This window comes from Nocardioides sp. AN3, assembly GCF_054653495.1.
Window position 1 is genome coordinate 106,822 of the sequence record NZ_BAAIGC010000012.1, and the last position, 26,085, is coordinate 132,906.

Sequence of the window (26,085 nt, forward strand, 5' to 3'; positions counted from 1 at the left end):
GGGAGGGCGGGTGGTGAGGGTCCCGCGCGGGGTGGGCGCGGGACCCCTCGTGGCTCGAGCGTGGTCAGCCGGCTGCCTTGACCAGCGCCTCGCGGGTCGCAGCGGGGAACCAGGAGTACCCCTCGAGGTAGGGGTCCGGCTGGATCGGGCCGTCGGAATGCCAGACGATGTCGAACTGGTTGTCCTTGTTGATCTGACCGATCAGGCCGGGCTTGCTGATGTGATGGTTCTTGCCGTTGACCACGACGGTGCCTTCGGGGGCGTCGAACGAGACCCCGTCCGAGACCGCGTTGATCTTGTCGACGTCGAAGGAGCCTGCCTTCTCGACCATCGCCTTGTAGAGGTACAGCGAGTCGTAGGCCGCCTCCATCGGGTCGGACGTCACGTCGCTCGGTCCGTCGTAGGCCACCCAGTCCTTGATGAACTTCTCGTTCGCCGGGCTCTTGACCGACTCGAAGTAGTTCCAGGCCGCGTACTGCCCGGCAACGGATGCGCCCATGTTCGGCGCCTCCTCCTCGGCGATGGACACCGAGATGATCGGCGTTGTCGCCGCCTTCAGGCCGGCGTCGGTGTAGGCCTTGATGAAGCCGACGTTGGACGACCCGTTGATGGTGTTGAAGATGAAGTCGGGCTTGGCCTGGACGATCTTCGCGACCTGAGTGGTCCAGTCGTCCTTGTCGAGCGGAACGTACTCCTCCCCGACGATCTTGATGCCGAGCTGCTTGGCGTAGAGCTTGATGATCGCGTTCGCCGTGCGCGGGAAGACGTAGTCCGAGCCGGCGAGGAAGAGTGTCTTCACACCCTTGGACTTCAGGAACTCCATGGCCGGCAGGATCTGCTGGTTGGTGGTCGCGCCGGTGTAGTAGATGTTCTTCGACGACTCCAGGCCCTCGTACTGCACCGGGTAGAAGAGCAGCCCGTTGTCCTTCTCGACGACCGGCTTCATGGCCTTGCGCGAGGACGAGGTCCAGCCGCCGAAGACCGCGGCCACGCAGTCATCGGTCAGCAGCTTCTCGGTCTTCTCAGCGAAGGTCGGCCAATCGGTCGCGCCGTCCTCCTGAACCGGTTCGATCTTCTTGCCCAGGATGCCGCCGGATGCGTTGATCTCGTCGGCGGCCATGTGCAGCACCGCCGAGACCGTCTTCTCCGAGATCGCCATCGCCCCCGTCAGCGAGTTGATGAAGCCGAGCTTGACCGTGTCGCCCGACGTGTCCACGCAGGACTTGCCGGAGGGCTTCGCGGCCTCGTCTCCGGCCTTGGAACCGCCACAGGCGGTGAGGGTCGTGGCTGCGACCAGGACTGCCGCGATACCCGCGACCAGCCGAGTGCTTGATGTCAACACTGGGGATGCCTCTCGGTTCTGCCGTGCAAGGTGACACGTCGTTGTGCCGTTCGGTGAGGTGAACCTAGGGACGCCGTGTTTCGAGGTATTACCAAATGGAGTTAACTTCGGGTCACGCGCTGGACGCGGAACGTCGCGAGGCTGAAACACCTGCGAAACCCTCCCGACCTAGGTTTCGGGGCGTGACTCAGCACCACCCGTTCGACGGGTACGCACCGCGCGGACCCGCCTTCGACGAGATGTTCGCCAGCTCCGGCACGCGCTCGGCGTACGCGCATCTCTCGGACACCTTCGGTGCGATGACCGACCGGGACCTGTCGGCCCGGGTGGAGGCTCTGCAGTCCAGCTACCTAGACCAGGGCGTCACGTTCGACATCGGCGGCGAGGAGCGTGCCTTCCCGATCGACATCGTCCCCCGGCTGATCGAGGCACACGAGTGGGCACACGTCGACGCCGGTGTGCAGCAACGGGTCAAAGCGCTCGAGCTGTTCCTGGCTGACGTCTACGGCCCCGGCGACGTCTTCCGTGACGGAGTCATCCCTCGCAGCGTGATCACCACGTCGAGCCACTACGCCCGTGAGACGTTCGGCATCGAGCCGGCGAACGGTGTGCGCGTGCACGTCTCCGGCATCGACCTCGTCCGTGACGATGCCGGCGAGTTCCGCGTGCTCGAGGACAATGTGCGGATCCCGTCCGGCGTCTCCTACGTGATCACCAATCGCCGAGCGATATCGACGACGCTGCCGGAGTCCTTCGGGCAGCACCGGATCCGACCGGTCGGCGGCTACCCGCAGAAGCTGCTCGCCGCGCTCCGCGCCGCTGCCCCGGCCGGCGTCGCCGATCCGACCGTGGTGGTGCTGACCCCGGGCGCCTTCAACGGCGCCTACTTCGAGCACGCGCTGCTGGCCCGGACCATGGGCGTCGAGCTCGTCGAGGGCCGTGACCTGGTCTGCACCCGTGGCCGGGTGCTGATGCGGACGACGAACGGGCTGCAACAGGTGCACGTGATCTACCGCAGGGTCGACGACGAGTTCCTCGACCCGGTTCACTTCCGTGCCGACTCGCTCCTGGGCTGCCCGGGCCTGGTCAACGCCGCCAGGGCGGGCAATGTCACCGTCGCCAACGCGATCGGCAACGGTGTGGCCGACGACAAGCTCGTCTACACCTACCTGCCTGACCTGATCCGCTACTACCTGAGCGAGCAGCCCGTCCTCGCCAACGTCGACACCTGGCGTCTCGGCGAGCCGAAGCACCGCGAGGAGGTGCTCGACCGCCTGGACGAGCTGGTGGTCAAGCCGGTGGATGGGAGCGGCGGCAAGGGCATCGTGATCGGCCCGGCCGCCAGCCCGGCCGAGCTCGACGAGCTGCGCACCCAGGTCCTCGCCGAACCCCGGGCGTGGATCGCCCAGCCCGTGGTCCAGCTCTCCACGGTGCCGACCTACATCGGCGGGCGGATGCAGCCCAGGCACGTGGACCTGCGCCCGTTCGCGGTCAACGACGGCCAGAAGGTCTGGGTGCTGCCCGGCGGACTGACACGGGTCGCACTGGGCGAGGGCGAGCTGATCGTGAACTCCTCGCGTGGCGGTGGCTCCAAGGACACCTGGGTGCTCGCCGAGGAGGGTGCGGTCACCCAGGTGGTCCGCGACACCACGCCCACCGTAGGCCCGCCTGCCATCACCCCGATGGACGGCGGGCCGGTCGGTGACAGCCGCAAGGCCCAGGCCGAGCAGCAACAGCAACAGCAACAGGAGCCGACGTGCTGAGCCGGATCGCCGAGTCGCTCTTCTGGATCGGGCGCTACGTCGAGCGCGCCGAGGACACCGCCCGCATCCTCGACGTCCAGACCCAGCTCCTCGTCGACGACCCGACCGTCGACGTGCAGGCCACCTGCGAGAGCGTCCTGGCGATCATGGGCGTGCCGGTGATCGCCGACGAGCCGGTCGGCACGCACGAGCTGCTGCAGCGGCTCGCCTACGACCCGGACTCCCCCGCCTCCATCCACGCGACGCTGCGCAACGCCCGTGAGGTCGCGCGCCGAGCACGGGAGACGCTGTCGACCTCCATGTGGGAGGCGGTGAACACCACCTGGCGGGTGATCCCCAGCGGGCGGTTCGAGGAGATGCAGCCGCCGCTCGCGATGGGCTGGATCCGCGACCGGGCGGCCCTGATCAACGGCACCGCGGACGCGACCATGCCGCGCGACGACGGTTGGCAGTTCCTGATGCTCGGCCGCTCGATCGAGCGCGCTGACATGACCGCCCGGCTGGTGGCGGCGGCGTCGTTGTCGACGTCGTCGGCATGGACGACCTCGTTGCGGGCGTGCGGAGGATATGAGTCCTTCCTGCGCACCTACAAGGGTCTGGAGACCGACCGCGAAGCCGCGGAGTTCCTGGTGCTCGACCGGCTGTTCCCGCGCTCGGTCGTGTTCGCACTGAGCCGCGCCGAGCTCTGCCTGGAGAACCTGGAGTCCTCCGGCCAGCGGGCAGGCTTCCAGAACGAGGCCCAACGGCTCCTGGGTCGCAGCCGTGCCGAGCTGGAGTACCGCGCCCTGGCCGATGTCCTGACCGACCTGCCGCACGAGATGGAACGCCTGCAGCGCACCTGCGCCCAGGCGACCGACGCCGTCACCCGCCGCTACTTCGCCGGCTCGGTGGCGACCATCTGGAACCCGGGACGGTGGTGAGGATGCAGCTCAAGATCGTGCACACGACAGGGTTCACCTACGAGGGCGGCGCTACCGCGTCGTACAACGAAGCCCGCCTGACCCCGCAGACCGGACCGGGTCAGATCGTCGCGCACTCTCGACTGGACGTCCATCCGGCGCCGTGGACCTGGACCTACCGGGACTACTGGGGCTCCCAGGTCACCGCGTTCGAAGTGCTCGACCCGCATGAGTCGTTGACGGTCTCGGCCACAGCGACCGTGCATACCGAGAGTCGGGAGCGGCCCGCCGAACGACTGAGCTGGGACGAGCTCGGGTCGGATCGGATCACCGATCGATTCACCGAGCTCCTGCAGATCCGGGACCGCGTGCGTGCGCCCGACGACCTCGCTGCCCGCTTCGCGCAGATCCGGTCGGAGAGCCCCGAGCCAGCCGCCGCCGCGCGAGCGATCTGCTCTTTGATCCACGACGAGGTCGACTACGTGGCCGGATCGACCGACGTGCACGCCCGGGCCGCCGACTCCTGGAAGGCCCGCGCCGGTGTCTGCCAGGACATGGCCCACCTGGTCATCGGCGGACTGCGCCAGCTCGGGATCCCAGCCCGGTATGTGTCGGGCTATCTGCACCCGGGCAAGGACCCCGAGATCGGGATGACCGTCGGCGGCGAGTCACACGCCTGGGTCGAGTGGTGGGACGGCGGCTGGCAGGGCTACGACCCCACCAACGACACCGCCCCGGCCGACCGGCACGTGGTCGTCGCCGCCGGACGCAACTACTCCGATGTGCGTCCGCTCTCCGGGATCTTCACCGGAGCCGGCACCTCCTCGATGTTCGTCGACGTCAAGGTCACCCGGATCGCGTGACGCAGACCGAAGCGGACAGGAGCGGCCGAACAGGAGCGGTCAGTGCAGCTCGATGTGCGGGCACCGGCCGGCGCCGTACCGTCGTCTGCACCGCCACTTGCGGCGCCACCTACGGAGCATCTTCACTCTGCGAGTGTGAGCCTGGCCTGGCACATCGCGCTGCGAGGGTCGCCACATGGTCTAGACCTGGCGTCGGCCCCTGGGCCTCAGAGACCGGGCGCACCGGTCAGTTCACCGGATTGTTACGGAACGCCGCCATCTGCGGTCCCTTTCGCCGGTCTAACGTCGCACCGAGCGCATGACCCAAACACCGCTCCCCCACGTTTGGGCGCTCAACGACGGCACCTGACGCGAGACGGTCCCCCCATCTGATCCCTCGCGTCCTGCCGGTCAAACCCGCTGCCCCGGCCACACCGGGCTCCCTTGACGGCCGGGGCAGCGGTGTTTGGCCCCTCGCCTCGCCTGATCGGCGCAATCATCCAGCGACTCCTCGGTGACGGAACAGAAACCGCTGTCCGCCACGGTGGTCGCATTCGGCGACAGCGGAGGAGACGATCGTGACCGAGACAGCACCCCTTCCCGTGGAGTCCATCGACGACCTGAGCGGCGTCATCGTGGTCGAGGGCGTGGTCGAGCACGGCGACCAGCGCGGGCGGATGCTCGGGTTCCCCACCGCCAATGTGCGCGACACCGACCAGGTGAGGCTCGACGGGGTGTACGCCGGGACGCTCCAGATCGATCCTGCTGCCAGCGGCCCGATGCACATCGCCGCTGTGTCGGTCGGTCACCGCCCGACCTACTACGGCAAGGACGGGCTGCGCCTGCTGGAGGCCAACCTGCTCGACTTCTCCGGCGACCTGTACGGCAGGGCCGTGCGCATCGAGCTCCACGTCAGGCTGCGGCCGCAGCACCGCTTCGTCGACACCGCGACGCTCGTGCGTCAGCTCCACCTGGACGTGGAGGCGACCAGGTGGTGGGCATGGTGCAACGGGCTGGCCCATCTGCTCGAGCCCGAGCCACAGCCGCGGCGCCGCCGCGACCCACAGGCGCGGGCTCGCCAGGACAGGCGCGCCACGATCCGCGCTCGCGCAGCAGCAAGGACCGACCGGATCATCCACGCTGTGCTCGACGCCGCACCCGGTGAGCTCAGCCACGAGTGGGTCGCCGGGCGTACCGGCCTACCTCTGGGCTACCTCGTCTGGCGCTTCCCCGACGTCGACGACCTGGCCACCATCGCGCGCTGAGAGAGGGACTGACCGATGGGAGCACGACCGTTCCACCTCGCCTGGTTCCTCAACGGGCTCAAGGCCTACTCCTGGAATGGGCCGTTCTCGGGGCCGGGTGGGCGCCACACGATGTCGGCCGACCTCTACATCGACTTCGCGCGCTCGCTGGAGCGCTCGTGCTTCGACTACCTGTTGCTCGAGGACTCCTCCTTCGTCCCGAACCAGTTCGGGAACTCGATGGAGACCTACCTCTCCAAGGCGTTCATGGTGCCGAAGTACGACCCGTCGGTCTTCGGCTCGCTGCTCCCCCAGTTCACCACTCACCTCGGCGTCGCCACCACCTTGTCGACCAGTGAGTACCAGCCCTACATGCTGGCCCGGCTGATCGCGACGATGGACCACGCATCGGCAGGCCGGTCCGCCTGGAACATGGTCACCGGCTCGTCCGACCTCGCAGCCCAGAACTACGGCACAGACGGGCTGTTCCCCCACGACGAGCGCTACACACGCGCCGACGAGTTCTGCGACGCGGTGTTCCAGCTCTGGGACTCCTGGGCCGCCGACGCGATCGTCGAGGACCGTGCCGCGGGGGTCTACGCCGACCACACCAAGGTGAAGGTGGTCGACTTCGTCGGCAAGTACTTCAAGACCCGCGGACCCCTCAACGTGCCGCGCTCGCCGCAGGACCGTCCGGTGACCGTGCAGGCCGGCGCCTCGCCCGTCGGCCGCCGGTTCGCGGCCAAGTGGGCCGACACCGTCATCGGCTACGCCCCCGACGTCGCGGGCATGAAGGAGTACCGAGACTCGGTGCGCTCCTACGCCGCGGCGCAGGGCCGCGACCCTGACTCGGTCAAGGTGCTGTTCCTGGTCTCGCCCCTCATCGCGGCGAGCGACGCCGAGGCACGAGCTGCGCTCGAGGCCGACCGGGCGGCTCGGCTCGTCGACCCCGTCGAGGAGATGGCGATGATGGGGTTCACGACGAACGTCGACTTCTCGCGGCTGGACCTGGACCGGCCCGTGACCGACCAGGTCGAGCACCTCCACACCAACGGCCACCAGAGCGTCATGGACACGTTCGTCGCTCGCGCCGGCACCAGGACGCTGCGCCAGATGCTGGTCGCCGACACCGCACCGGTGGTCGCCGGATCGCCGGACACCGTTGCCGCCCAGCTCGACGAGATGATGCAGGAGGTCGGCGGCGACGGCCTGTTGTTCTCCATGGAGGACATGACGCGCCACGCCTGGGCGACCGTGACCGACGGCCTCGTGCCGGCACTGCAACGTCGCGGTCTGGTGCGTCGCGAATACACCCACAAGACGCTGCGCGAGAACCTCTTCGAGTTCTGAGCCCCAGGAGGACCTGATGACCATGAAGATGCACCTCGGCTGGTTCCTGAACTTCGCACCGCCACAGTGGCTCGACCCGTTTGACCAGATCGGCACCTCGTGGACCAACGGCGACTTCCACGTCGAGGTCGCCAGGATGCTCGAGAACGCCGGCTTCGACTTCATGATGCTCGAGGACACACTCATGGTGTCCAACGTGTACGGCGGCACGGCGGAGACGACGCTGAAGTACGCACTGCAGACGCCGAAGATGGACCCGAGCCTGCTGGCCGCCCTCGTCGCCAAGGCCACCACGAGGCTCGGCATCGTCGCGACGATGTCGATCATGTCGCATCCGCCGTACACGCTGGCCAGAGCGATCGCGACGCTGGACCACATCGCCGAGGGCCGTGGCGGCTGGAACATCGTCACCTCCGGCGAGGACCAGGCTGCCCAGAATCTCGGCCTGGACAAGCTGCCGCCACGGGAGCAGCGCTACGAGATGGCCGGCGAGTTCACCGAGATCGTCACCCAGCTGCACCAGTCGTGGGACGCGGACGCGATCGTCATGGACCGCAAGACCCAGACCTACGCGGACTTCACGAAGGTCCACGAGATCAACTACGTCGGGAAGCACTACAAGGTGCGAGGACCTCTCAATCTTCCCCAACCCCCGTCGGGCAAGGTCACCTACCTCCAGGCCGGCGGCTCGCCGGCAGGTCGTCAGTTCGCGGCCGAGAACGCCGACGCGATCATCGCGGCCGCGGACGGGATCTCGGGGATGAAGGAGTATCGCGACGACGTCCGGGCACGGGCCGCGAAGGCCGGACGGAACCCCGACGAGATCAAGGTCCTCTTCCTGATCAGCCCCGTTCTCGGCAGCACGGTGGAAGAGGCGCAGGCCAAGCTCGCGGCGATCGACGCGGACGACGCCACCGTGGTGTCCCGTCTCGGCATGATCTCGACCGTCACCGACATCGACTTCTCGAAGTTCGACCTGGACCAGCCACTGCCGCAGGACCTCACCACCAACGGCGAGCAGGGCTCGCTCACGAAGTTCATGCAGAAGGGTGACCCCGCCGGCGCGACCAAGACGCTGCGCGAGCTCGCCGTCTCGGGCGTCGGCGACTCGCTCGACCTGGTCGGCACGCCGGCCTCCGTCGCCGAGGAGATGGTCGCGGCGCTGGAGGAGGTGGGCGGCGACGGCTACCTGCTCACGACGCCGCTCCAACACCTGTCGCGGCGCTACGTCACCGAGATCACCGAGGGCCTCGTTCCGGCGCTGCGCGATCTCGGAGCCGTACGGACGTCGTACCCCGGCACCACGCTGCGCGAGAGCCTGCTCGAGTTCTGACTGGGTGGGCTGTGTTACAGCGGCGCAATCGCGCGGGAACCGCACCGACCTCGATGCGTGACCTCGCACGGGTGTGCTGTTCGGCGTGACCCTGCAGGCCGCGCCGACGACGCCCTCTCTGGCCACGGCGCGTGCGTTCGTCCCGCTCGTCGCCGCAGCCGGGTTCTCGATGAGTCTCACGGCGCCGCTGGAGGTGCTCTTCGCCCAGGACATCGGCTACGGCACCACCCTGATCGCGTTGTTCATGCTCACCTCCTCCCTCGGTGTCATCGTCGTCGACGTGCTCGGCACCCGGTTCGTGCCGGCGCTGGACGCACGGCGGTGCCTGCCCGGCGGCACCGCGCTGTTCGCGATCGCCTGCCTCGCCATGGCATTCACGACCTGGTGGCCGCTGATGATGTGCGTGCGGATGGTGCAGGGCTTCGGAAGCGGCCTGCTGATCGGAGCCGGCCTGCAGGCGAGCTCGCGGTTGAGCCCGTCCGACACCCGCCGGGCGGTCGCCCGCTACAACATGGCGTTCCTCCTCGGGGGTGCGATCGGCTCGCCCGGCGGCCTGCTGCTCGCGGCCCTGCTGCACGGCATCGCCGGCTACCGCGTGGCTTTCGCACTCGCCGGCGCGCTCGCCGCAGGCATCGCGGCGCTGATGTGGCGCTCGCTGCCCACCCTGCCCGCTCCCGAGGGGTCCCGCGCGGTCATCGGTCTGCCCCGCTTCGAGCGCGCCAGCGGAACCGTTGCGGCCTTGCTGCTCGCGATGGTCGGCGACTTCCTGCGCGGCGGCGTGCTGTTCTGCGCGCTCCCCCTGGTCGGGGGCGAACGCGGCTACGGCACGCTCACGATCGGCATCGCCATCGCGCTGATGTCGTGCGTGGAGGTCGTCGGGATCTCCACCACCGCGCACCTCGTCCCGCGGCTCGGCATCGCCGGCGTGCTCCTGTGCTCACTCGTCGTCGGTCTGGGGTGTGCCATGACCCTCGCGCTCGACACATCCGTCGGCTCCTACCTCGTCGTCGCCGCGGTCTTCGGTGCCGCACTCGCCGGCAAGACCCTCGGTCTCCCCCTCATGGTGGTCGGTCGTGTCGGCGACTCGGCCTCAGGCCTCGCCCGCTTCCGCATCTCCGCTGGGCTCGGGATGACCCTCGGCGCCACCGGCTGCGCCGCTGTCGGGACGAGGTACGGCGCGAGCGCGATGTTCTGGAGCGTCGCCACCGTGCTGGGCGGTGGCATCGCGCTCGTCGTCCACCTCGCGCGGCGTGAGCCACACAACACCGTGTCGGCGTCGGCGCAATAGACCTGGAACGTCACAGGACCACCCTCGGAAACCGCCGGCTGATGTCCTGTCAGGACGAACAAGCAGCAGTCTGCAGGGACGACAGGAGCGCGCGATGGTCACGAAGTTCCACCTGGGATGGTTCCTCAACTACGTCGCCGACGAGTGGAACGGGACCTGGGGCGACGGTGCCAAGGACTTCAGCGGCGACTTCTACGTCGAGATGGCGCAGGACCTCGAGCGCGCCTGCTTCGACTACATCCTGCTCGAAGACAAGCTGATGGTGTCGACCGCCTACGACGGCACCATGAAGTACGACCTCAAGCACGGCGTCAACCCGAAGTTCGACCCCGTCCCCCTGGCGGTCGCGATGCTGCGGGCGACCCAGCGGCTGGGTGTCTGCGCGACCATGTCGACCAGCTTCTACCCGCCCTTCATGCTCGCCCGTCTCGCCAGCACCGTCGACCACATGTCGCGCGGCCGCTTCGGCTGGAACCTCGTGACGTCGGCCGAGGACCGGGCCGCTCAGAACTTCGGCCTCGACCGGCTCTACGAGCACGACGAGCGCTACCACATGGCCGAGGAGTTCATCGAGGTCGTCACGAGGCTGTGGGACTCGTGGGAGCCCGACGCCGTCGTGCGCGACCAGTCGACCGGCACGCTGACGGACTATACGAAGGTCCACACGATCGACTTCGAAGGCAAGTACTACAAGTCGCGTGGGCCGCTGAACACCTCGCGCAGCCCGCAGGGCTGGCCGGCGATCGCCCAGGCCGGCGCGTCGCCTCCCGGACGCGAGCTCGCCAGCAAGTACGCCGACACCATCGTCGCACCGGCGAACGGTCTCGAGGCGATGACGCAGTACCGTGAGGACATCCGCGAGCGCGCCGCGAACAATGGCCGCGACCCCGACGACATCAAGGTGCTCTACATCGTCGCCCCGGTCGTCGCCGACACCCACGACGAAGCCGAGGCCAAGAAGCACCGCTGGTTCAACGACCCGCTCTACATCGAGTACCAGCTCGCCGAGATCTCCTCGATCACCGAGATCAACTTCGCGGAGTTCGACCTCGACGAGCCCGTGCCGGACGTGACGACGAACGGCGAGCGGGGTGCGCTCGAGACGTTCCTGTCCCGGGGACGCGACAAGACGCTGCGCGAGCTCGTCACCGGCAACGGCATGGGCGGCGGGAACATGGACTTCACCGGCACCCCTGACGAGGTGGCGGAGAAGATGATCGACGTGATGGATGCCGTCGGCGGCGACGGGTTCCTCATCACCAGCCCTGTGATGAGGCTCAACCGCCGCTACGTCACCGAGATCACCGACGGACTGGTGCCGGCGCTGCAGAGGCGCGGGGCTGCCCGGACCTCCTACACCCAGACGATGTTGCGCGAGAGCCTGCGCGAGTTCTGACGGGTCACCTGGACGACCCATCCCGGGACTCCGGCCGAAACAGCGGTCGGGCATCCTGACGAACGACAGCCTGATGGAGGTGTGCGTGAAGATCCACGTCCCTGTCGAGCCTGGGATCACCGGAGCCGGGCGATGAGGCCCCCACCGGCCGGCCCTGTGCGGCCCGAGACGCTCTACCAGCGGAACAGGCAGACGCCTGACCGCCTCAACAACTCCCAGCGCCGGACCTACGACCTTCTGCGTTCCACGCTGCAGCACGGACGCGGCAGCCAGTACCTCGTCGAGGGCGAGCTCAGCGACGCGCTCTCGGCCAGCCGCAACACCGTCCGGGCGGTGCTGCAGCAGCTGGCGAAGGAGGGCATGGTCACGCGCAGCCCCAAGCGCGGAACCCATTCCGAGCCGCAGATCCTCCTGCAGCTGACCGACATCGCACCGGTCGAGGAGTACGGCTCGGCCGGCGAGAAGGTGCACACGCAGCTGCGCACGCTCGAGTACCAGACGCTGGGCTGTCCTCAGGTCGTCCGCGAGAGGCTCGAGCTGCCCATGGGCTGGTCGGTACTCATGATCGAGAGCCTCATGACGCAGGCCGACGGCGCACCTCTCGGCCTTTCGACGAGCTACATCGCGCTGAGCCCGGACGACGCCCACGACGTCATCGTCGACGAGCCGGATCCCATCGTCTTCTTGGAGAAGAACATGGGCGTGCAGATCGCGGGCAGCCGGACGACGATCAGCGCGACGGCGGCCGACGTGCAATCGGCCCAGCTCGTCGGTGTCGAGCTGGGAGCGCCGATGATCTTCCTCGAGGACGTCCTCGAGGACGAGAACGGCCGGGCCTGGGCGCTGTTCCAGTCACGGCTGCGCAGCGACAGGATCGCGTTCTCGGCCTGCGCCCAGCGCAAGCCCGCCTGACACCTCGCCCATGAAGCAGCTCGGCCGGCCCGTCGCGACGGGCCGGCCGAGCTGCTTCGTGCGATGGTCTCCTCAGACCTCCACCCGCGGATCCGCGATCGACTGGAGCATGTCGACCACGATGTTGGCGACGACGTAGAGGAACCCGATCACCAACGTCACCCCGGCGATCGTGTTGAAGTCGCCCTTGTCGATCGCCTGTGCGACGTAGAGCCCGATCCCAGGCCGGGCGAAGATGGTCTCCACGATGATCGAGGCGCCGATCAGGGCCGCGAGCTGGAGGCCCATGAGCGCCAGCACCGGACCGAGCGCGTTGCGCAGCGCGTGCCCGATCAGCACCCGGCGCTCACCCAGGCCCTTGGCCCGCGCCGTGCGCATGTAGTCCGACCTCATCGTGCTCTCCAGGCTGCTGCGCAGCACCCGCGCGACCGAGACCGCCGGGGTGATCGCGACGCAGAGCGCCGGGAGCACCAGGTGCTTGAGGTCGTCGACGAACAGGTCGGGTCTGCCGTGGATCCAGCTGTCGAGGAGCAGGAAGCCCGTCGGCCCCGCCGGCGCGTCGAAGGCGGAGGTCTGGCCGGTGACGGGCAGCAGGTTGAGCCAGCGGTAGAACACCAGCATCCCGATCAGGCACGCGAGGAACGGTGGGATCGAGGCGCCGGCGATCATGACGATCCGGAGCACCCCGGACCCGCGCCAGCCCTGAGCGGTCGCGAGGCCCATGAAGAACCCGATCATGGTGATGAACAGGAACGCCATGAGGACGAGCTCGAGCGTGACCGGCAGGAAGTGACGCAGGTCGGTCGCGATGGGAGTGCGGGTGACGCTCGACTGACCGAGGTCACCGGTGATCGCCTTGCCGACGTAGTGGACGAACTGCTCCGGGAGTGGCTGGTCCAGCCCGAGCTTGTGGCGGGCCGCGGCGTACACGGCGGGGGGAGCCTTGTCGCCGACGAGCGCCGCAACGGGGTCGACGGGGGCGATCTTCTGCAGGGTGAAGACGACGAGCACGAGCGAGAGCAGCACAGGGATGGCGCCGAGGAGCCGGCGAGCGAAGGTGAGCAGCATGGGAGTTCCTCTCTCTCAGCGGTCCCGGATCCGGTCTCGGATCGCGTCGCCGGCGAAGTTGCTGACGATCGCGATGAGGGCCACCGCGAAGGCGGGGAAGACCGGGATCCACCAAGCACTGAAGATGTTCGTCATGCCCTGCGCCGCCATGGCGCCGAGCTCTGGCGCCGGTTGCGGCGCCCCCAGGCCGAGGAACGACAGGCTCGAGAGCATCAGCACGAGCGCCGAGATGTCGAGGCTGGCGGTCACGATCGTCACCGGGACGGCGCCCGGCAGCAGGTGGCGACGGAGCTGCCGGAACCACCCGGCCCCGGCGAGTCGCGCCGCCTCCATGTGCGGGGAGGCGCGCAGCTTGCGGATCTCCGCACGCACGATGCGGGTGTAGAGCGGCCACCAGACCAAGGCGACGCCGATGAGGGTGTGGAGGTACGACGGTCCCATGGCGGCCACGACCGCGATCGCCAGGATGGGTCCGGGCAGCGCGAGGAAGACGTCCGTCGTCCGCATCAGGACTGCGTCGACGATGCCGCCGACGGCTCCGGCGACCAGGCCGACGAGGCCGCCGACCACGACACCCGACACCACGACGGCGAGGGCGCCCCACCAGCTCGTCGACATGCCGACCAGCACCCGGCTGAGCACATCACGACCGACGGTGTCAGTGCCGAACCAGTAGTGGAGGCTCGGTGCGCTCATCGGCGTCCCGGCGGGCACGAGCGGGTCGTGCGGTGCGAGCACGTGGGCGAAGGTCGCGATCACGAACATGGCGGCCAGCGCGCCGAACGCGATCCAGCTCGGGATCGTCGTCCCGCGGAAGTAGTGGCGGACACCGGACCCGAGGCGTTGCCCGCGGGCCGTGAGCCCGTTCTTGGAGACGTACGGTTCTGCGACTGCCATCACTTCTCCTGGGGTGGGTTGTTCTCGCTCAGAACTCGCGCAGGGTCTCGCGCAGCGTCGGCTTGGTGTATTCGGTGCGCACCAGGCCGAGGCGCTGCAGCTCGGGGATCAGGCCGTCGCAGATGTCGGTGATGTACTTGCGGTTCAGATCCCAGCCTGGCTTCATGATGAGGAAGCCGTCACCGCCGATCTCCTCCATCGCCTCGCCCATCTTCCGGGCCACCTGCGCGGGGGTGCCGACCATGTCGATGCCCTGCGTGGCCATGTGGACGGTCAGCTCGCGCAGGGTCTGGGTGCCGGACCCGTCGCCGCGCATGAACCACTCGAGCGAGCCGCGCTCGCCGTTGGTGGTGAGGTCCTCGGGCAGCGGCTCGTCGAGGGGGAACTGAGAGAAGTCGATCTCGGTGTTCGACGCGATCTGCACGAGCTGCTTGGTCACGTAGAGGTCGCTCGAGGTGAGCCGCTCCACCTCGGCCCGCGCCTCGGCCTCGGTCGCGGCGACCGTCGGCGAGATGCAGAACAGCAGCTTGATCTCGTCAGGGTCGCGGCCGGCCTCCGCGGCAAGGCGGCGGATGTCGTCGCGATACTCCTTCATACCCTGGATGCCCGTGCCGACCGCCACGATCGCGTCCGCGGCCTTCGCGGCGAACGCGCGACCCCGAGGGGAGGCGCCGGCCTGGAGGATGGTCGGCTTGTGCTGCGGGCTCGGCACGGTGTTGAGCGGGCCGCGGGACTTGAAGTACTTCCCCACGAAGTCGATCACGTGGACCTTGTTGAAGTCCGCGTAGGTGTGGGTCTCGCGGTCCATCACCACGGCATCGGCGTCCCAGGACTCCCACAGCCGGGTGACGACGTCGTAGTACTCGTCGGCCATGTTGTAGCGCTCATCGTGCTCGTAGAGCCGGTCCAGCCCGAAGTTCTGTGCGGCCCGGTCCTCGGCCGAGGAGACGATGTTCCAGCCGAAGCGGCCACCAGCGATCGAGTCCACCGTCGAGGCGACCCGGGCCAGCATGTAGGGCGGGTAGAAGCTCGTCGACATCGTGGCGACGACGCCGAGCTTCGAGGTGTTCGCGGCGATCTTGACCGCGAGCGGCACCGGGTCGTGCTTGGGGGCGAAGATCGAGTGCTTGAGCGATCCCTCCATGGTGCCGCCGTACGCGTCGGCGACCATGACCGTGTCCTCGATCATGATGAGGTCGAAGCAGGCCCGCTCCATCGAGCGCGCCATGTCGACGTAGAAGTCGCCGTTGGCCCACTTCGCGACATCGGGCGAGGCGTGGTCGGTGTCCCACTCCGGGGGGATGAAGTTCATGAACCAGCCGAGATGGAACTTGTTCGTCATCGTGGCACTCCTCAGAACTCGCGCAGGGTCTCGCGCAGGGTGGGCTTGGTGTACTCGGTGCGGGTGAGGCCGCGGCGCTGCAGCTCGGGCACGAGGCTGTCGCAGATGTCGGTGATGTACCTGCGGGTGAGTCCGCGAAGGCTGATGAGGAACCCGTCACCACCGACCTCGGCGGCGATCGCCTCCAGCTGGTCGGCCACCTGGGGCGCCGTACCGATGACCTTGACGCCGAAGCCGGAGGCCTCGACGCCGAGCTCGCGCAGCGTCTTGATGCCCGGGGTGCCGTCGCCGCGCATGAAGTGCTCGAGGGAGCCCCGCTCCCCGTTGGTCGTCAGATCCGGCGGGAGCGGCTCATCGAGCGGGAACTGCTTGAAGTCGATCTCGGTGTTGGACGAGATCCCCACCAGCGCCTTCTCGATCGTGCGCTCATCGGTGCTGTAGCGCTCGTCCTCGGCCCGAGCCTCCTCTTCGGTGGCCCCGATCGTCGGTGAGATGCAGAAGAAGAGCTTGATGTCGTCGGGGTTGCGGCCGGCCGCCGCGGCTCGGGCGCGGACGTCGTCTCGGTACTCCTTCATCTGGGCGGTCGTCGCGCCTACGGCGATGATGGCGTCGGCGGCTCCAGCAGCGAACTGCCGACCCTTCGGGCTCGCGCCGGCCTGCAGGAACGTGGGCCGGTGCTGCGGGCTCGGGATCGTGTTGAGCGGACCCCGGGACGTGAAGTACTTCCCGTCGAAGTCGATGGTGTGGACCTTCTCGAAGTCGGCGTAGGTATGGCTGGCCCGGTCCATCAGCACGGCGTCGGACTCCCAGCTGTCCCAGAGCTGGTTCACGACGTCGAAGTACTCCTCCGCCACGTTGTAGCGCTCGTCGTGCTCGGGCAGCGCGTCCAGCCCGAAGTTCTGGGCTGCCCGGTCCTCGGCGCTTGAGACGATGTTCCAGCCGAAGCGGCCGCCGGCGATCGAGTCGGCGGTCGAGCACAGCCGGGCCAGCAGGTACGGCGGGTAGAAGGTGGTCGACATTGTCGCCACGACGCCCAGGCGCGAGGTGCTGGCCGCGACGAGGATCGCGAGCGGCACCGGGTCGTGCTTCGGCGAGAACACCGCGTTCTTGAGCGACCCCTCCATCGTGCCGCCGTAGGCGTCCGGGGTCATGACGGTGTCCTCGATCATCATGAAGTCGAACCCGGCCCGTTCCATCGTGCGCGCCATCTCGACGTGGAAGCGGCCCGTCGGCCACTCGGCCGCGTCCGGCGAGGCCCACTCGGACTCCCAGTCCGGAGGCGTGAAGTTCATGAACCACCCGAGGTGGAACCTCGTCGTCATCCCAGCTCCTCTCCGTGCCGTCCGCTCAGAGCTAGACGGCGAAGCTCTGCTCGGTCGAGGTGGCCGTGATGAGGCATGCGGCGGCACGGCGGCTCTCTCCGTCGATGGAGTACAGGAGCGGTGACTCGCTGCTGCAGCGGTCGATCCGCTCCGCGCAGCGCGGGTGGAACGAACACCCGGAGGGCACCGCCAGCGGGCTGGCCGGCTCCCCCTGCAGCCGCACCGGCTTCGTGCCGGGCTCGGGGACCGCGGAGAGCAGAGCCTTGGTGTAGGGATGCTTGGGGTCCTTGATGATCTCCTCGGTCGGCCCGACCTCCACGATCTGCCCGAGGTACATCACCGCCGTGCGGTCGGAGATGAAGCGGGCCGCGGCCAGGTCGTGCGTCACGAACATGACGGCCATGCCGAGCTCGCGTCGCAGGTCCTGGAGCAGGTTGAGCACCGAGGCGGCGAGCGAGGCGTCCAGCGCCGAGGTCGGCTCGTCACACAGCAGCAGCGACGGTGGGATGATGATCGCCCGCGCGAACGCCACCCGCTGCCGCTGGCCCCCTGAGAGCAACCCGGCCCTCACACCGGCGACGTCCGGGGGAAGGCCGACCTGGCGCAGGACCAGGTCGACGCGCTCCTCACGCTCAGCGCGGTTCGTCGTACGCCGCAGGCGCTCGCCGACGATCTCGCCGACCGTCAGCCACGGGGTCAGCGACGCCCCCGCATCCTGGAAGACCATCTGGGGACGACGATCGGAGCGATCGACGCCGCCGGAGGTCGGGCTCATCAGCCCCGACACGACACGCAGGAGCGTCGACTTGCCGGACCCGGACTCGCCGACGACGGCGACCGACTCCCCGGGCTGGATGTCGAGCACGATGTTGCGCAAGGCGTGGAGCTTCGACCGCTTCACCAGACCCGTCTTGACGTCGAACTGCTTGTCGACGCTGTTCACCTCGAGTGCCGGCTTCGACGTGTCGACCTCGATCATCGGCGCGAAGGCCGGGGTCTGTTCGAGTCGTGCGATCGACTGAACCGCGTGCGGCACCAGGCAGGCCGCGGTGCCGTCGTGGGTCGTGGCCGCAAGCATCGACGGCAGCGTCTCGGCACAGGCCTCGACGGCGGCGGCACAGCGCGGCGCGAAGGCACAGCCCGAGGTCTCGGCGCGGGGGTCCGGTGGCTCGCCCGGCAGGGTCGGGATGCGGTGCCCGACAGGAAGCTCCAGACCGAGACGTGCATTGAGCAGGCCCTCGGTGTAGGGGTGCGTCGGCTGCGCCAGGACATCGGCCATCCGGCCGACCTCGACCACCCGGCCGCCGTACATCACCGCGACGCGGTCGGAGATCTGCGACGCCACGCCCATGTCGTGGGTGACGAGGATGAAGGAGGTGCCGAGCTCGTCGCAGATGTCGCGGATGAGCGCGAGCACCTGGGCCTGCACGGTGACGTCGAGGGCCGTGGTCGGCTCGTCGGCGATCACGAGGTCGGGCTTGCCCGCCACGGCCATCGCGATCATCACGCGCTGGCGCAGTCCGCCCGACAGCTCGTGCGGGAAGGCCTTCATGCGACGGGTCGGGTCTGGCACCCCGACGAGCTCGAGCATCCGCAGGGCCTCCTCCGGCGAGCCGGCGGCCTCGGTGACCTGACGACCCACCTTCATCGTCGGGTTCAACGAGGTCATCGGGTCCTGGAAGATCGCTCCAAGGTGCCGCTTGCGCACCTCGCGGCGCACGGCAGGCGAGGCGGTGACCATGTCAGTGCCGCACACCTGCGCCACACCGGTGATCACGGGCATCGGCTCGCCGTGGAGCAGGCCGAGCAGGGCAAGGCCGGTGACGCTCTTGCCGGACCCCGACTCCCCCACCATGGCGAGGATCTCGCCGGGCTGGACGTCGAGGGTGACGCCGCGCAGGGAGTGCACGGGAACACCGCCACGCTGGAAGGTGACGGTGAGGTCCTCGATCTGCGCGCGCGGCGTCGCCGGCGCGTCGATCGTGGCGGCGGCGGTTCTCTCCTGGCTGAGCGTCATAGCGGGTCCCTTCGGAGGGTCAGCGTTCGCCACACGGCGTCCCTGCCGCGCATCGGACGTCGTCCATGGAATCAAGCAGGCGTGTCGGCGCCGGGTCCTCGGCGTGCCCTTTCGATTGCGCCGAGTGACGCGCGCACACGGTCTGTGTTACGGGCCGGGGTCGACCCAGCCGTCGCCCTCGGGGTCCGATCGCAGCGCACGACGTGAGAGCAGGACGGCGACCCCGACGCCGGCGAGGCCCGTGAGCGAGGATGTCGTCAGCGCCGGTCGCGTGCCGACCTGCGCCGCCAGCACCCCGATCAGCACCGTGCCGATGGGCAGTGCACCGATGCACGTGCTGAGCACGCCCAGCGCGACGCCGCGCTCGGACTCCTCGGCCGACTCGATCGCCAGGAGGCCTTGCATCGAGCCGAAGCCCGACTGCCCCACACCGGAGACGAACAGGGCCACGGCGGCGACTGCGAAGATCGGCGCCGTCGCGAAGGCCCACAGGCCGACGAGCCCGACCGTCGAGCCGCCGAGGAACACCGCGAAGTAGCGACCGGGCTGTCGCCAGGTGAGGGCGAGCCCGCCGACGATCTGACCGAACCCCGGCGCCGCCGCCAGCAGTCCGGCGAGCGTCGCGCCGACGGCGAACCGCTCCGCGACCACGGGAACCAGCGGCAGGTATCCGAACATGCACAGGTTCATGACGACGGTCACCATCAGCATCGCGCGCAGCCTCGCGCTGCGGCGTACCAGCGCCCGGCCCGCACGCACCTGCTCACGGACCGACGTCGGGGCGCCGAGCTCCTCGGCTGCCGGGTGCGATGCCGGGACCAGCGTGAGCAGCCCGAGCGAGACGCACAGGAGCAGGGCCATCGCCAGGAAGGCCGCCCCGAGGCCGACGTGGTCGATGATCGCGCCACCCGCCAGGGTGCCGACCATGACCGACCCGGCCTGTGCCGTCGCCTCGATCGTCATCGCCGGTCCGGCGAACCGCGTGCCCACGGTCTCGTAGATGAGTCGACGCTGCGCTGTCATGTTGACGAGCCCGCCCATGCCGAGCAGGAACATGTAGGGAGAGGTCATCCAGACCCTCACGTCGCCTGTCTGCACCAGCCACGACATCACCAGCTCGACCGGCACGAGCGCGATCTGGGTGGCGAGGATCAGGGAACGCCGGTCGAAGCGGTCGCTGATCACGCCGGCGAGGAAGCCACCGATGAGCATGGGCGCGAACAGTAGGGCGCCCGCGACCTGGTTGACCATCGGAGAGACCTGGAGGTGGGTGAGCAGGTAGCTCGTGGTGAACAGGCCACCCCAGCGGGTGGTGTGCCACAGGAAGGAGCTGGCGCAGAGGGCGGGATAGCCTCGCACCCGGAGGATCGCCGCGAGTCCCGCATGGTCGAGGGACGCATCGGTGTGCGTCAGCACCTCGTCCGTCGTCACGCCGCCTCGATCCGGCCGAGACCACGCCCGCGCACGATCGCACCCAGCACGGGAATGATGAGCACGACCGACACCACTGCGACCGCGCCGAAGCCGGCGAGGTCGAGCCCGAAGCCGTAGACGATGCTCGCGACGCCAGCGCCCACTGCGGTGATGAGGTCGGCGGTGCCCTGCACGGACACGCGGGACGACGGGGCCACCGACGCGGTGAGCATCGTGGAGCCGGCGATGTAGGCGAGCGCCCAGCCGAGCCCGAGCGCGAACATCGCGGCGAACATCATGTCGACGCTGGTCGACGCTCCCAGTGAGAGCACGCAGGCGACCGCGACGAGGAGGGTCCCGGCGGTGATCCCGACGAGCGGGCCGAAGCAGTCGGCGACTCGGCCAGCGATCGGCGCGAAGGCGAACATCGCCGCCACATGGAGCGAGACCATCCAGGGCCCCGCGGACTCGTGGTCGTGGGAGCGCATCTCCAGCGGCGCGAGCGCGAACAGCCCGACCATGATCGCGTGCACGACGACCATCGCGAGGAGGGCGAGCGAGGCGCCGCCCGAGTCGCGGATCGCTCCGAGCGAGCTACGGGCGGCAGTCGTAGCGGTCGTCGGCGGCGGGGTCGGGCTCCTGTGCGAGGGGCGCAGCCGCAGCGGGTCCGGCCGGAGCAGGGTGCCGATCAGCAGTCCCGTCGTGGCGAAGCAGACCGCACCGAGGAGCCACGGCCCCGAGTAGCGGTCGAGGCCGGCGTGCAGTCCGAGCTGCTCGGCCGGCTCGACGAGCAGCGGGCCGAAGACCGAGCCGAACGTGGAGGCGAACAGGATCCGCCCCATCGCGCGGCTCTCGGCACCGGGCTCCGCGAGGTCGGTCGCGGCATAGCGCGCCAGCAGGTTCGTGCCGGCGCCGGCCCCATACAGGAACATGCCGAGCACGAAGAGGGGCAACATCGACCTCTGGTCGCCGACGAAGGCGACGAGGCAGCCCAGTGTCGCCGCGGCGTAGCCCCAGGTCATCCCCACGCGCCGGCCGCGGCGCCGCATGATCCGCGAGAGCAGCTCGGCTGCGACGCCGGAGCCGGCCGTCAGTGCCGTGCTCGCCACCCCGACCCACGGTGTGTGAACACCGACGATGTCCTCCACGACGAAGGCGCTGACGGTCATCGCCGCGCCGAGGCCGGCTGCGCCGGTCGCCTGGCCGACGGCCAGCACTCGCAGCGTGCGCCGCTGGAGCGCCACGAGGTCGGCAGGACTGACCGATGGTGCTGCGATGGGGAGTGCGGCGAAGTCCACGCGAGCACGCTAGGGAGGCCGGTGGCCCCTCCCGGTTCGTGGAGGTAGCGCCTCCATTGCGCTGGGTCGGCTCCTCGTCCCGATGCGCAACGGCGGCGCAATCGAAGGTTAACCACGGGGCGGAGCCCGAGAAATCCGCCGGACCTTCACTGGAACCGTCACCACCGTCGACCGTGGTTGGAGGATCACACATGACCGTCGTCATCGTCGGCAACCCGAAGCCGATGTCTCGGACCCGGGCCGCTGCGGAGCTCATCGTCACCACGCTGACGGGGACCGCGCCAACCGCGGTGATCGACGTCGTGGACCTGGGCGCCGGTCTGCTCGGCTGGGGTGACCCGAAGGTCGCCGAAGCGAAGCAGACCGTGCTCCAGGCCGACTCGCTCGTCGTCGCGTCGCCCACGTTCAAGGCCACCTATACCGGTCTGCTCAAGCTCTTCCTCGACCAGTTCGGGCAGGGCGAGCTCGGCGGCATCACGACGTTTCCGGTGATGCTGGGCGGTTCGTGGAAGCATGCGCTCGCCCCGGAGCTCACCCTGCGTCCCGTGCTCGTCGAGATCGGCGCCAGCTGCCCGGCACCCAGCCTCTATCTCCTGGACTCGGGCTACGAGGCCGATCTCGACGAGTGGCTCGCCCTCGCCCGCTCCTACGTGCCGTCGGCGGTGTCCTCATGATCGAGGCGACCGACGGCCGGTTCGACGCGGCTCTGCTGCGGCAGGCGTTCGGGTGCTTCCCCAGCGGCGTGACCGCGTTCTGCGGACTCGTGGACGGCGTGCCCGACGGCATGGCCGCGAGCTCCTTCACCTCGCTCTCGGTCGACCCGGCCCTGGTCCTCGTCTGCGTGCAGAACACGTCCTCGACCTGGCCGCGGCTCTCGAAGCTGAGTCATCTCGGGCTCAGCGTGCTCGCGAGCGACCACGGCACGGTGGCGCGCTCGCTCGCCTCGAAGAGCGGAGACCGGTTCGCTGACGTCGATTGGGTGGCCGACGAGAGCGGCGCCGTGTTCGTGCACGGCTCGACGCTGTGGATGGACTGCACCATCCACAGCGTCGTCGCGGGCGGTGACCATCAGATCGTCCAGCTCAACGTCGAGGCGCTGACGATGAACCCGGACGTCGTGCCGATGGTGTTCCATCGCAGCGGCTTCCACTCGCTGGCGGCGGCCGGCTGAGCCGACGTCGACGAACGAAGAAGGGGCCCGGTGCGGAACCGGGCCCCTTCACTCGTGTGCCGCCACTCAGGCGGACCTCCTGATCTTCGAGGAGTCGAAGATCTCGGGGTAGTCCGAGTCGAGCACGATCCCGGTGATGTCCTTCTGCGCGATGATCGGGTACGGCGTGTTGCAGAGCATGATGTAGATGGCGTCGTCCTCGAGCAGCTTGGTGGCCTGCACGTAGATCGCGTTCATCTTCTCCACCGTCGGCTGCACGACGGCGTCGTCCATCAGCTTGTCGAGCTGCGGGTTGCTGTAGCCGAAGAAGTTGAGCGGCTTCGCGTCGGTGCGCAGCAGGATGCGCAGCACCGTGTCCAGGTGCAGGGCGTCGCCGCCCATGAAGTCGACCAGGATGTCGGGCCGCTTCGACTGGGGCTGGTTGGCGAGGTCGAACTCCTGCGAGGTCGGCAGCTGACGCACCGTGGCGTCGAATCCCAGCGCGGCCAGCTGGATCTGCAGCTGGTTGGCCATCTGGTGGTTCGGCTCGCCGCCGCTGGCACCCCACGCGACGTCGACGGTCTTGTCGGAGAGCTTCGCGACGAGCGCCTTGCAGTCGGCCGTGTCCACGCTGTCGCTGAGCGGCACCAGCGAGGCGTCGAACAGCAGATCGGGCCAGTAGCCCTTCTGCGGCTGCGTCAACCCACCGAAGCCGGTCTCCACGATCGGCTTGCGATCGATCGCCTTCACCAGTGCCTGGCGCAGCGCCTTGTCGCTGAAGAGCGGCCTGTTGAAGTTCAGCCAGATCGCGTTGCCGCCCCCACCGAAGGCGAGCGGGACGGTGAACTTGCCGTTCTTCTGGTAGCTCTTGACCGACTCGACCGGGAAGCCCTTGGTGACGATGTCGAAGGCGCCGGAGTCCAGTTGCAGCTTCTGCGTGGAGACGTCGGGAGTGATCGCGATCCGGATCGTGTCGAAGCCGACGTCGCCGCCCCAGTAGTCCTTGAACTTCGTGAGCGTGTAGTGGCTGCCCGGGACGAACTCGCTGATCACGAACGGGCCGGTGCCGGCGTCGTGCGTCTTGAGCCAGCCCTGCGCGAGGTCGTCGCCCTTGGCGTACTTCTTGACCGCCGTCGGGCTGGTGACCAGGGGATGCCACGGACAGGCCAGGTAGTGGAGGAACGCCTGGTTCGGCGCCTTCAAGGTGACCACCAGGGTCGTCGGGTCGGGCGCCTCGGACTTCGCGATGCCCTGGACCATGTACGCCGGCCCCTGGTTGACCTTCGCACGCCGGTCGAAGGAGTCGATCCAGGACTGTGCGTCCGCCAGAGTGCCGTCGTGGAACTTCACGTTCGGCTTGAGCTTGAACGTGTAGGTGAGGTTGTCCGACGAGAGGGTCCACGACTCCGCCAGCAACGGAATGACCTCGCTGGTGCCGGGCTTGTACTGGCACAGGCCCTCGTAGGCGGCATGCATCACCTGGACGCCCTCGCCCTCGTACATGATGTCCGGGTCGGGCACCTGCATGTCCTCGAGGAAGGGCATCGTCAGGGTCAGCTTGCCTCCCGACTGCGACGCGCCTCCGGCGCCGCACGCGGCGAGCAGCGATGAGAGCCCGACGCTGCCGGCAGCGACGGCGCTGAGCCGCATGAAGGCACGGCGATCGACATTCGGGTTGAGCTGGAACGATGGTTCGGCGGATCGGGGCATCGAGGCCTCCTGGGTGTCGCGCTTCTCGGGATGACCCACGGCGCCGTCGGCGTGCAGTCGGGTGGTGCGTTCGGTCAGAACTCGAGCAGGTTCTCTCGGAAGGTCTGGTGGTGGTAGCCGTCCCGGATCAGGCCACGTCTGCGAAGCGCCGGCGCGAGACCGTCGGCGATCTCGGCGATGTTGCGGCGGGTGACGGTCGGAGAGAGCAGGAACCCATCGCCGCCGACCTCCTCCATCGCCTCGCCCATCTGGGCGGCCACCGTGTCCGGTGAGCCCACGAAGGCGAGTCCGGAGTGGGTGTCGATCGTCGCGATCGCCTCCCGCAGGCTCATTCCCTGCCCCCGCTCCACGAAGTTGCGCAAGGTGCTCTGCTCGCCGTTGCCCCACACATCGGGCACGGGCCCGTCGACGTCGTACGTCGAGAAGTCGTGGGTGCCCCCTGAGGCGTAGGACAGGCCCCACAGCTTCTTCTCGATCGCCTCGTCCGTGCGCAGGTAGGCGTTCTGGGCTTCCACCCGCGCCTGGGCGACGGCGTCGGTCTCCCCGAGAGTCGGCTCGAGCAGGAAGAGGATCTTCAGCTCACTCGGGTCCCGGCCGTATCCCTCCAGGCGCCGATGCATGTCCTCCCGGAACGCCTTCATCATCTCGACGGTCGTCCCGTGGGCGAGCATCGTCTCGGCGTACTTCGCGGCGAGATCACGTCCTGCCGGCGAGGCGCCCGCCTGCACGATCACCGGGCGTCGTTGCGGCCCCGGGATCGTGTTCAGCGGCCCCCGCGTCTTGAAGTACTTCCCGACGAAGTCGACGTGGTGCACCTTGGTGTGGTCGGCGTAGCGAGGAGTCTCCTGATCCAGAAGCACCGCACCCTCCTCCCACGACTCCCAGAGCGCGCCGACGGCCTCCATCCACTCGTGCGCCATCTGGTAGCGCTCGTCGTGCGGCTGGAGGTCGTCGTAGCCGTACTGCATGGCCGCCGCGCGGCTGCTGCCGGTGACGACGTTGAGGCCGACCCGTCCATCGGTGAGGTGGTCGAGCGTGGTCATGGTCCGAGCGGCCATGTAGGGGTGGTAGAAGCTCGTGGAGAGAGTCACCGCCACGCCGATGTGCCGGGTGTCCTGCGTCAGCAGCGGGATGAGAGGAACCGGGTCGCTCTTGGGCCCCAGCAGCCCGTGCTTGAGCGTCGTCTCCATCGAGCCGCCGAAGGCGTCCTCGATCATGCTCGTATCCTCGACCAGCAGGAAGTCGAACCCGGCGCGCTCCAACGAAGCCGCGAGATCCTTGAAGATGCCGCCCTTCATCCAGTCACGGCCGGTGGTGCCGGCCCATGGATCACCTGCCCAGGTCTGGACACTGAAGCCACTGCCCATGAACCAGCCGAGGTGGAACATCGCTGCCTCCGTTCACTCGCGGTGGCAGGACTGTGCTTGCTGGATGTTTCACCTCACGCGGGGACACGTTTCGACCCGATTGCGCAGGAACCGTCCTCCGTTCGCCTTCGA

General features: G+C 68.7%; 21 protein-coding genes. 11 read left to right on the plus strand and 10 right to left on the minus strand.

Translation table 11 applies throughout. The annotated features are described in order from the left end of the window. Positions 1-64: 64 nt before the first annotated feature. On the minus strand, positions 65-1,342 hold the full coding sequence (urtA, locus tag ACYQ1K_RS15040; RefSeq protein ID WP_459983921.1) for an urea ABC transporter substrate-binding protein: 1,278 nt from the start codon (positions 1,340-1,342) through the stop codon (positions 65-67). Positions 1,343-1,524: 182 nt separating this feature from the next. Here urtA and ACYQ1K_RS15045 point away from each other — a divergent pair, with 182 nt between their 5' ends. The 9 genes from ACYQ1K_RS15045 (at position 1,525) to ACYQ1K_RS15085 (ending at position 12,369) form a co-directional block, all read left to right on the plus strand. Next, positions 1,525-3,105, plus strand: coding sequence for a circularly permuted type 2 ATP-grasp protein (locus ACYQ1K_RS15045; protein WP_459983922.1), 1,581 nt, complete (start codon positions 1,525-1,527; stop codon positions 3,103-3,105). Then, complete coding sequence (locus ACYQ1K_RS15050; RefSeq protein ID WP_459983923.1) at positions 3,099-4,025, plus strand: alpha-E domain-containing protein; 927 nt, start codon at positions 3,099-3,101, stop codon at positions 4,023-4,025. Before ACYQ1K_RS15045 ends, ACYQ1K_RS15050 begins: the two co-directional genes overlap by 7 nt. Positions 4,026-4,027: 2 nt before the next feature. Next, positions 4,028-4,867 carry a transglutaminase family protein gene (locus ACYQ1K_RS15055; protein ID WP_459983924.1) on the plus strand — a complete coding sequence of 280 codons (840 nt, stop codon included), beginning with the start codon at positions 4,028-4,030 and terminating at the stop codon, positions 4,865-4,867. Between the two features lie 557 nt (positions 4,868-5,424). Continuing rightward, a complete protein-coding gene (locus ACYQ1K_RS15060) occupies positions 5,425-6,111 on the plus strand; it encodes a riboflavin kinase (protein ID WP_459983925.1) in 687 nt (228 codons plus the stop codon). A gap of 15 nt (positions 6,112-6,126) precedes the next feature. After that, on the plus strand, positions 6,127-7,440 hold the full coding sequence (locus ACYQ1K_RS15065) for an NtaA/DmoA family FMN-dependent monooxygenase (protein ID WP_459983926.1): 1,314 nt from the start codon (positions 6,127-6,129) through the stop codon (positions 7,438-7,440). A gap of 16 nt (positions 7,441-7,456) precedes the next feature. Then, positions 7,457-8,773: an NtaA/DmoA family FMN-dependent monooxygenase gene (locus ACYQ1K_RS15070; RefSeq protein WP_459983927.1), complete on the plus strand. Its 1,317-nt coding sequence runs from the start codon at positions 7,457-7,459 to the stop codon at positions 8,771-8,773. A gap of 85 nt (positions 8,774-8,858) precedes the next feature. Continuing rightward, complete coding sequence (locus ACYQ1K_RS15075) at positions 8,859-10,061, plus strand: MFS transporter (protein ID WP_459983928.1); 1,203 nt, start codon at positions 8,859-8,861, stop codon at positions 10,059-10,061. 94 nt (positions 10,062-10,155) lie between these two features. Next, positions 10,156-11,457, plus strand: a complete 1,302-nt coding sequence (locus ACYQ1K_RS15080; RefSeq protein ID WP_459983929.1) for an NtaA/DmoA family FMN-dependent monooxygenase — start codon at positions 10,156-10,158, stop codon at positions 11,455-11,457. A 132-nt stretch (positions 11,458-11,589) separates the two neighbouring features. Continuing rightward, on the plus strand, positions 11,590-12,369 hold the full coding sequence (locus tag ACYQ1K_RS15085) for a GntR family transcriptional regulator (protein WP_459983930.1): 780 nt from the start codon (positions 11,590-11,592) through the stop codon (positions 12,367-12,369). Between the two features lie 72 nt (positions 12,370-12,441). Here the strand turns inward: ACYQ1K_RS15085 and ACYQ1K_RS15090 are convergent, their stop codons facing one another. The 7 genes from ACYQ1K_RS15090 to ACYQ1K_RS15120 all read right to left on the minus strand — a co-directional run bounded on the left by ACYQ1K_RS15090 (position 12,442) and on the right by ACYQ1K_RS15120 (position 21,726). Then, a complete protein-coding gene (locus tag ACYQ1K_RS15090) occupies positions 12,442-13,437 on the minus strand; it encodes an ABC transporter permease (RefSeq protein ID WP_459983931.1) in 996 nt (331 codons plus the stop codon). A gap of 15 nt (positions 13,438-13,452) precedes the next feature. Beyond that, a complete protein-coding gene (locus tag ACYQ1K_RS15095) occupies positions 13,453-14,334 on the minus strand; it encodes an ABC transporter permease (protein WP_459983932.1) in 882 nt (293 codons plus the stop codon). Between the two features lie 28 nt (positions 14,335-14,362). Continuing rightward, entirely contained in the window at positions 14,363-15,676 is a 1,314-nt protein-coding gene (locus ACYQ1K_RS15100) for an NtaA/DmoA family FMN-dependent monooxygenase (RefSeq protein WP_459983933.1), read from the minus strand. A gap of 11 nt (positions 15,677-15,687) precedes the next feature. Further along, a complete protein-coding gene (locus ACYQ1K_RS15105; protein ID WP_459983934.1) occupies positions 15,688-16,998 on the minus strand; it encodes an NtaA/DmoA family FMN-dependent monooxygenase in 1,311 nt (436 codons plus the stop codon). A 31-nt stretch (positions 16,999-17,029) separates the two neighbouring features. Next, entirely contained in the window at positions 17,030-19,015 is a 1,986-nt protein-coding gene (locus ACYQ1K_RS15110; protein ID WP_459983935.1) for a dipeptide ABC transporter ATP-binding protein, read from the minus strand. Between the two features lie 147 nt (positions 19,016-19,162). After that, on the minus strand, positions 19,163-20,446 hold the full coding sequence (locus ACYQ1K_RS15115) for an MFS transporter (protein WP_459983936.1): 1,284 nt from the start codon (positions 20,444-20,446) through the stop codon (positions 19,163-19,165). Next, entirely contained in the window at positions 20,443-21,726 is a 1,284-nt protein-coding gene (locus ACYQ1K_RS15120; protein WP_459983937.1) for an MFS transporter, read from the minus strand. Before ACYQ1K_RS15120 ends, ACYQ1K_RS15115 begins: the two co-directional genes overlap by 4 nt. 191 nt (positions 21,727-21,917) lie before the next feature. Between ACYQ1K_RS15120 and ACYQ1K_RS15125 the strand changes: the two genes are divergently transcribed. Both ACYQ1K_RS15125 and ACYQ1K_RS15130 read left to right on the plus strand, forming a co-directional pair. Continuing rightward, positions 21,918-22,400 carry an NADPH-dependent FMN reductase gene (locus tag ACYQ1K_RS15125; RefSeq protein ID WP_459983938.1) on the plus strand — a complete coding sequence of 161 codons (483 nt, stop codon included), beginning with the start codon at positions 21,918-21,920 and terminating at the stop codon, positions 22,398-22,400. Continuing rightward, on the plus strand, positions 22,397-22,897 hold the full coding sequence (locus ACYQ1K_RS15130) for a flavin reductase family protein (RefSeq protein ID WP_459983939.1): 501 nt from the start codon (positions 22,397-22,399) through the stop codon (positions 22,895-22,897). The genes ACYQ1K_RS15125 and ACYQ1K_RS15130 overlap by 4 nt, the downstream gene beginning before the upstream one ends. Positions 22,898-22,963: 66 nt before the next feature. Here ACYQ1K_RS15130 and ACYQ1K_RS15135 read toward each other — a convergent pair whose 3' ends face one another. Continuing rightward, entirely contained in the window at positions 22,964-24,586 is a 1,623-nt protein-coding gene (locus ACYQ1K_RS15135) for an ABC transporter substrate-binding protein (protein ID WP_459983940.1), read from the minus strand. Between the two features lie 74 nt (positions 24,587-24,660). Further along, positions 24,661-25,974, minus strand: coding sequence for an NtaA/DmoA family FMN-dependent monooxygenase (locus tag ACYQ1K_RS15140; protein ID WP_459983941.1), 1,314 nt, complete (start codon positions 25,972-25,974; stop codon positions 24,661-24,663). Positions 25,975-26,085 lie beyond the last annotated feature (111 nt).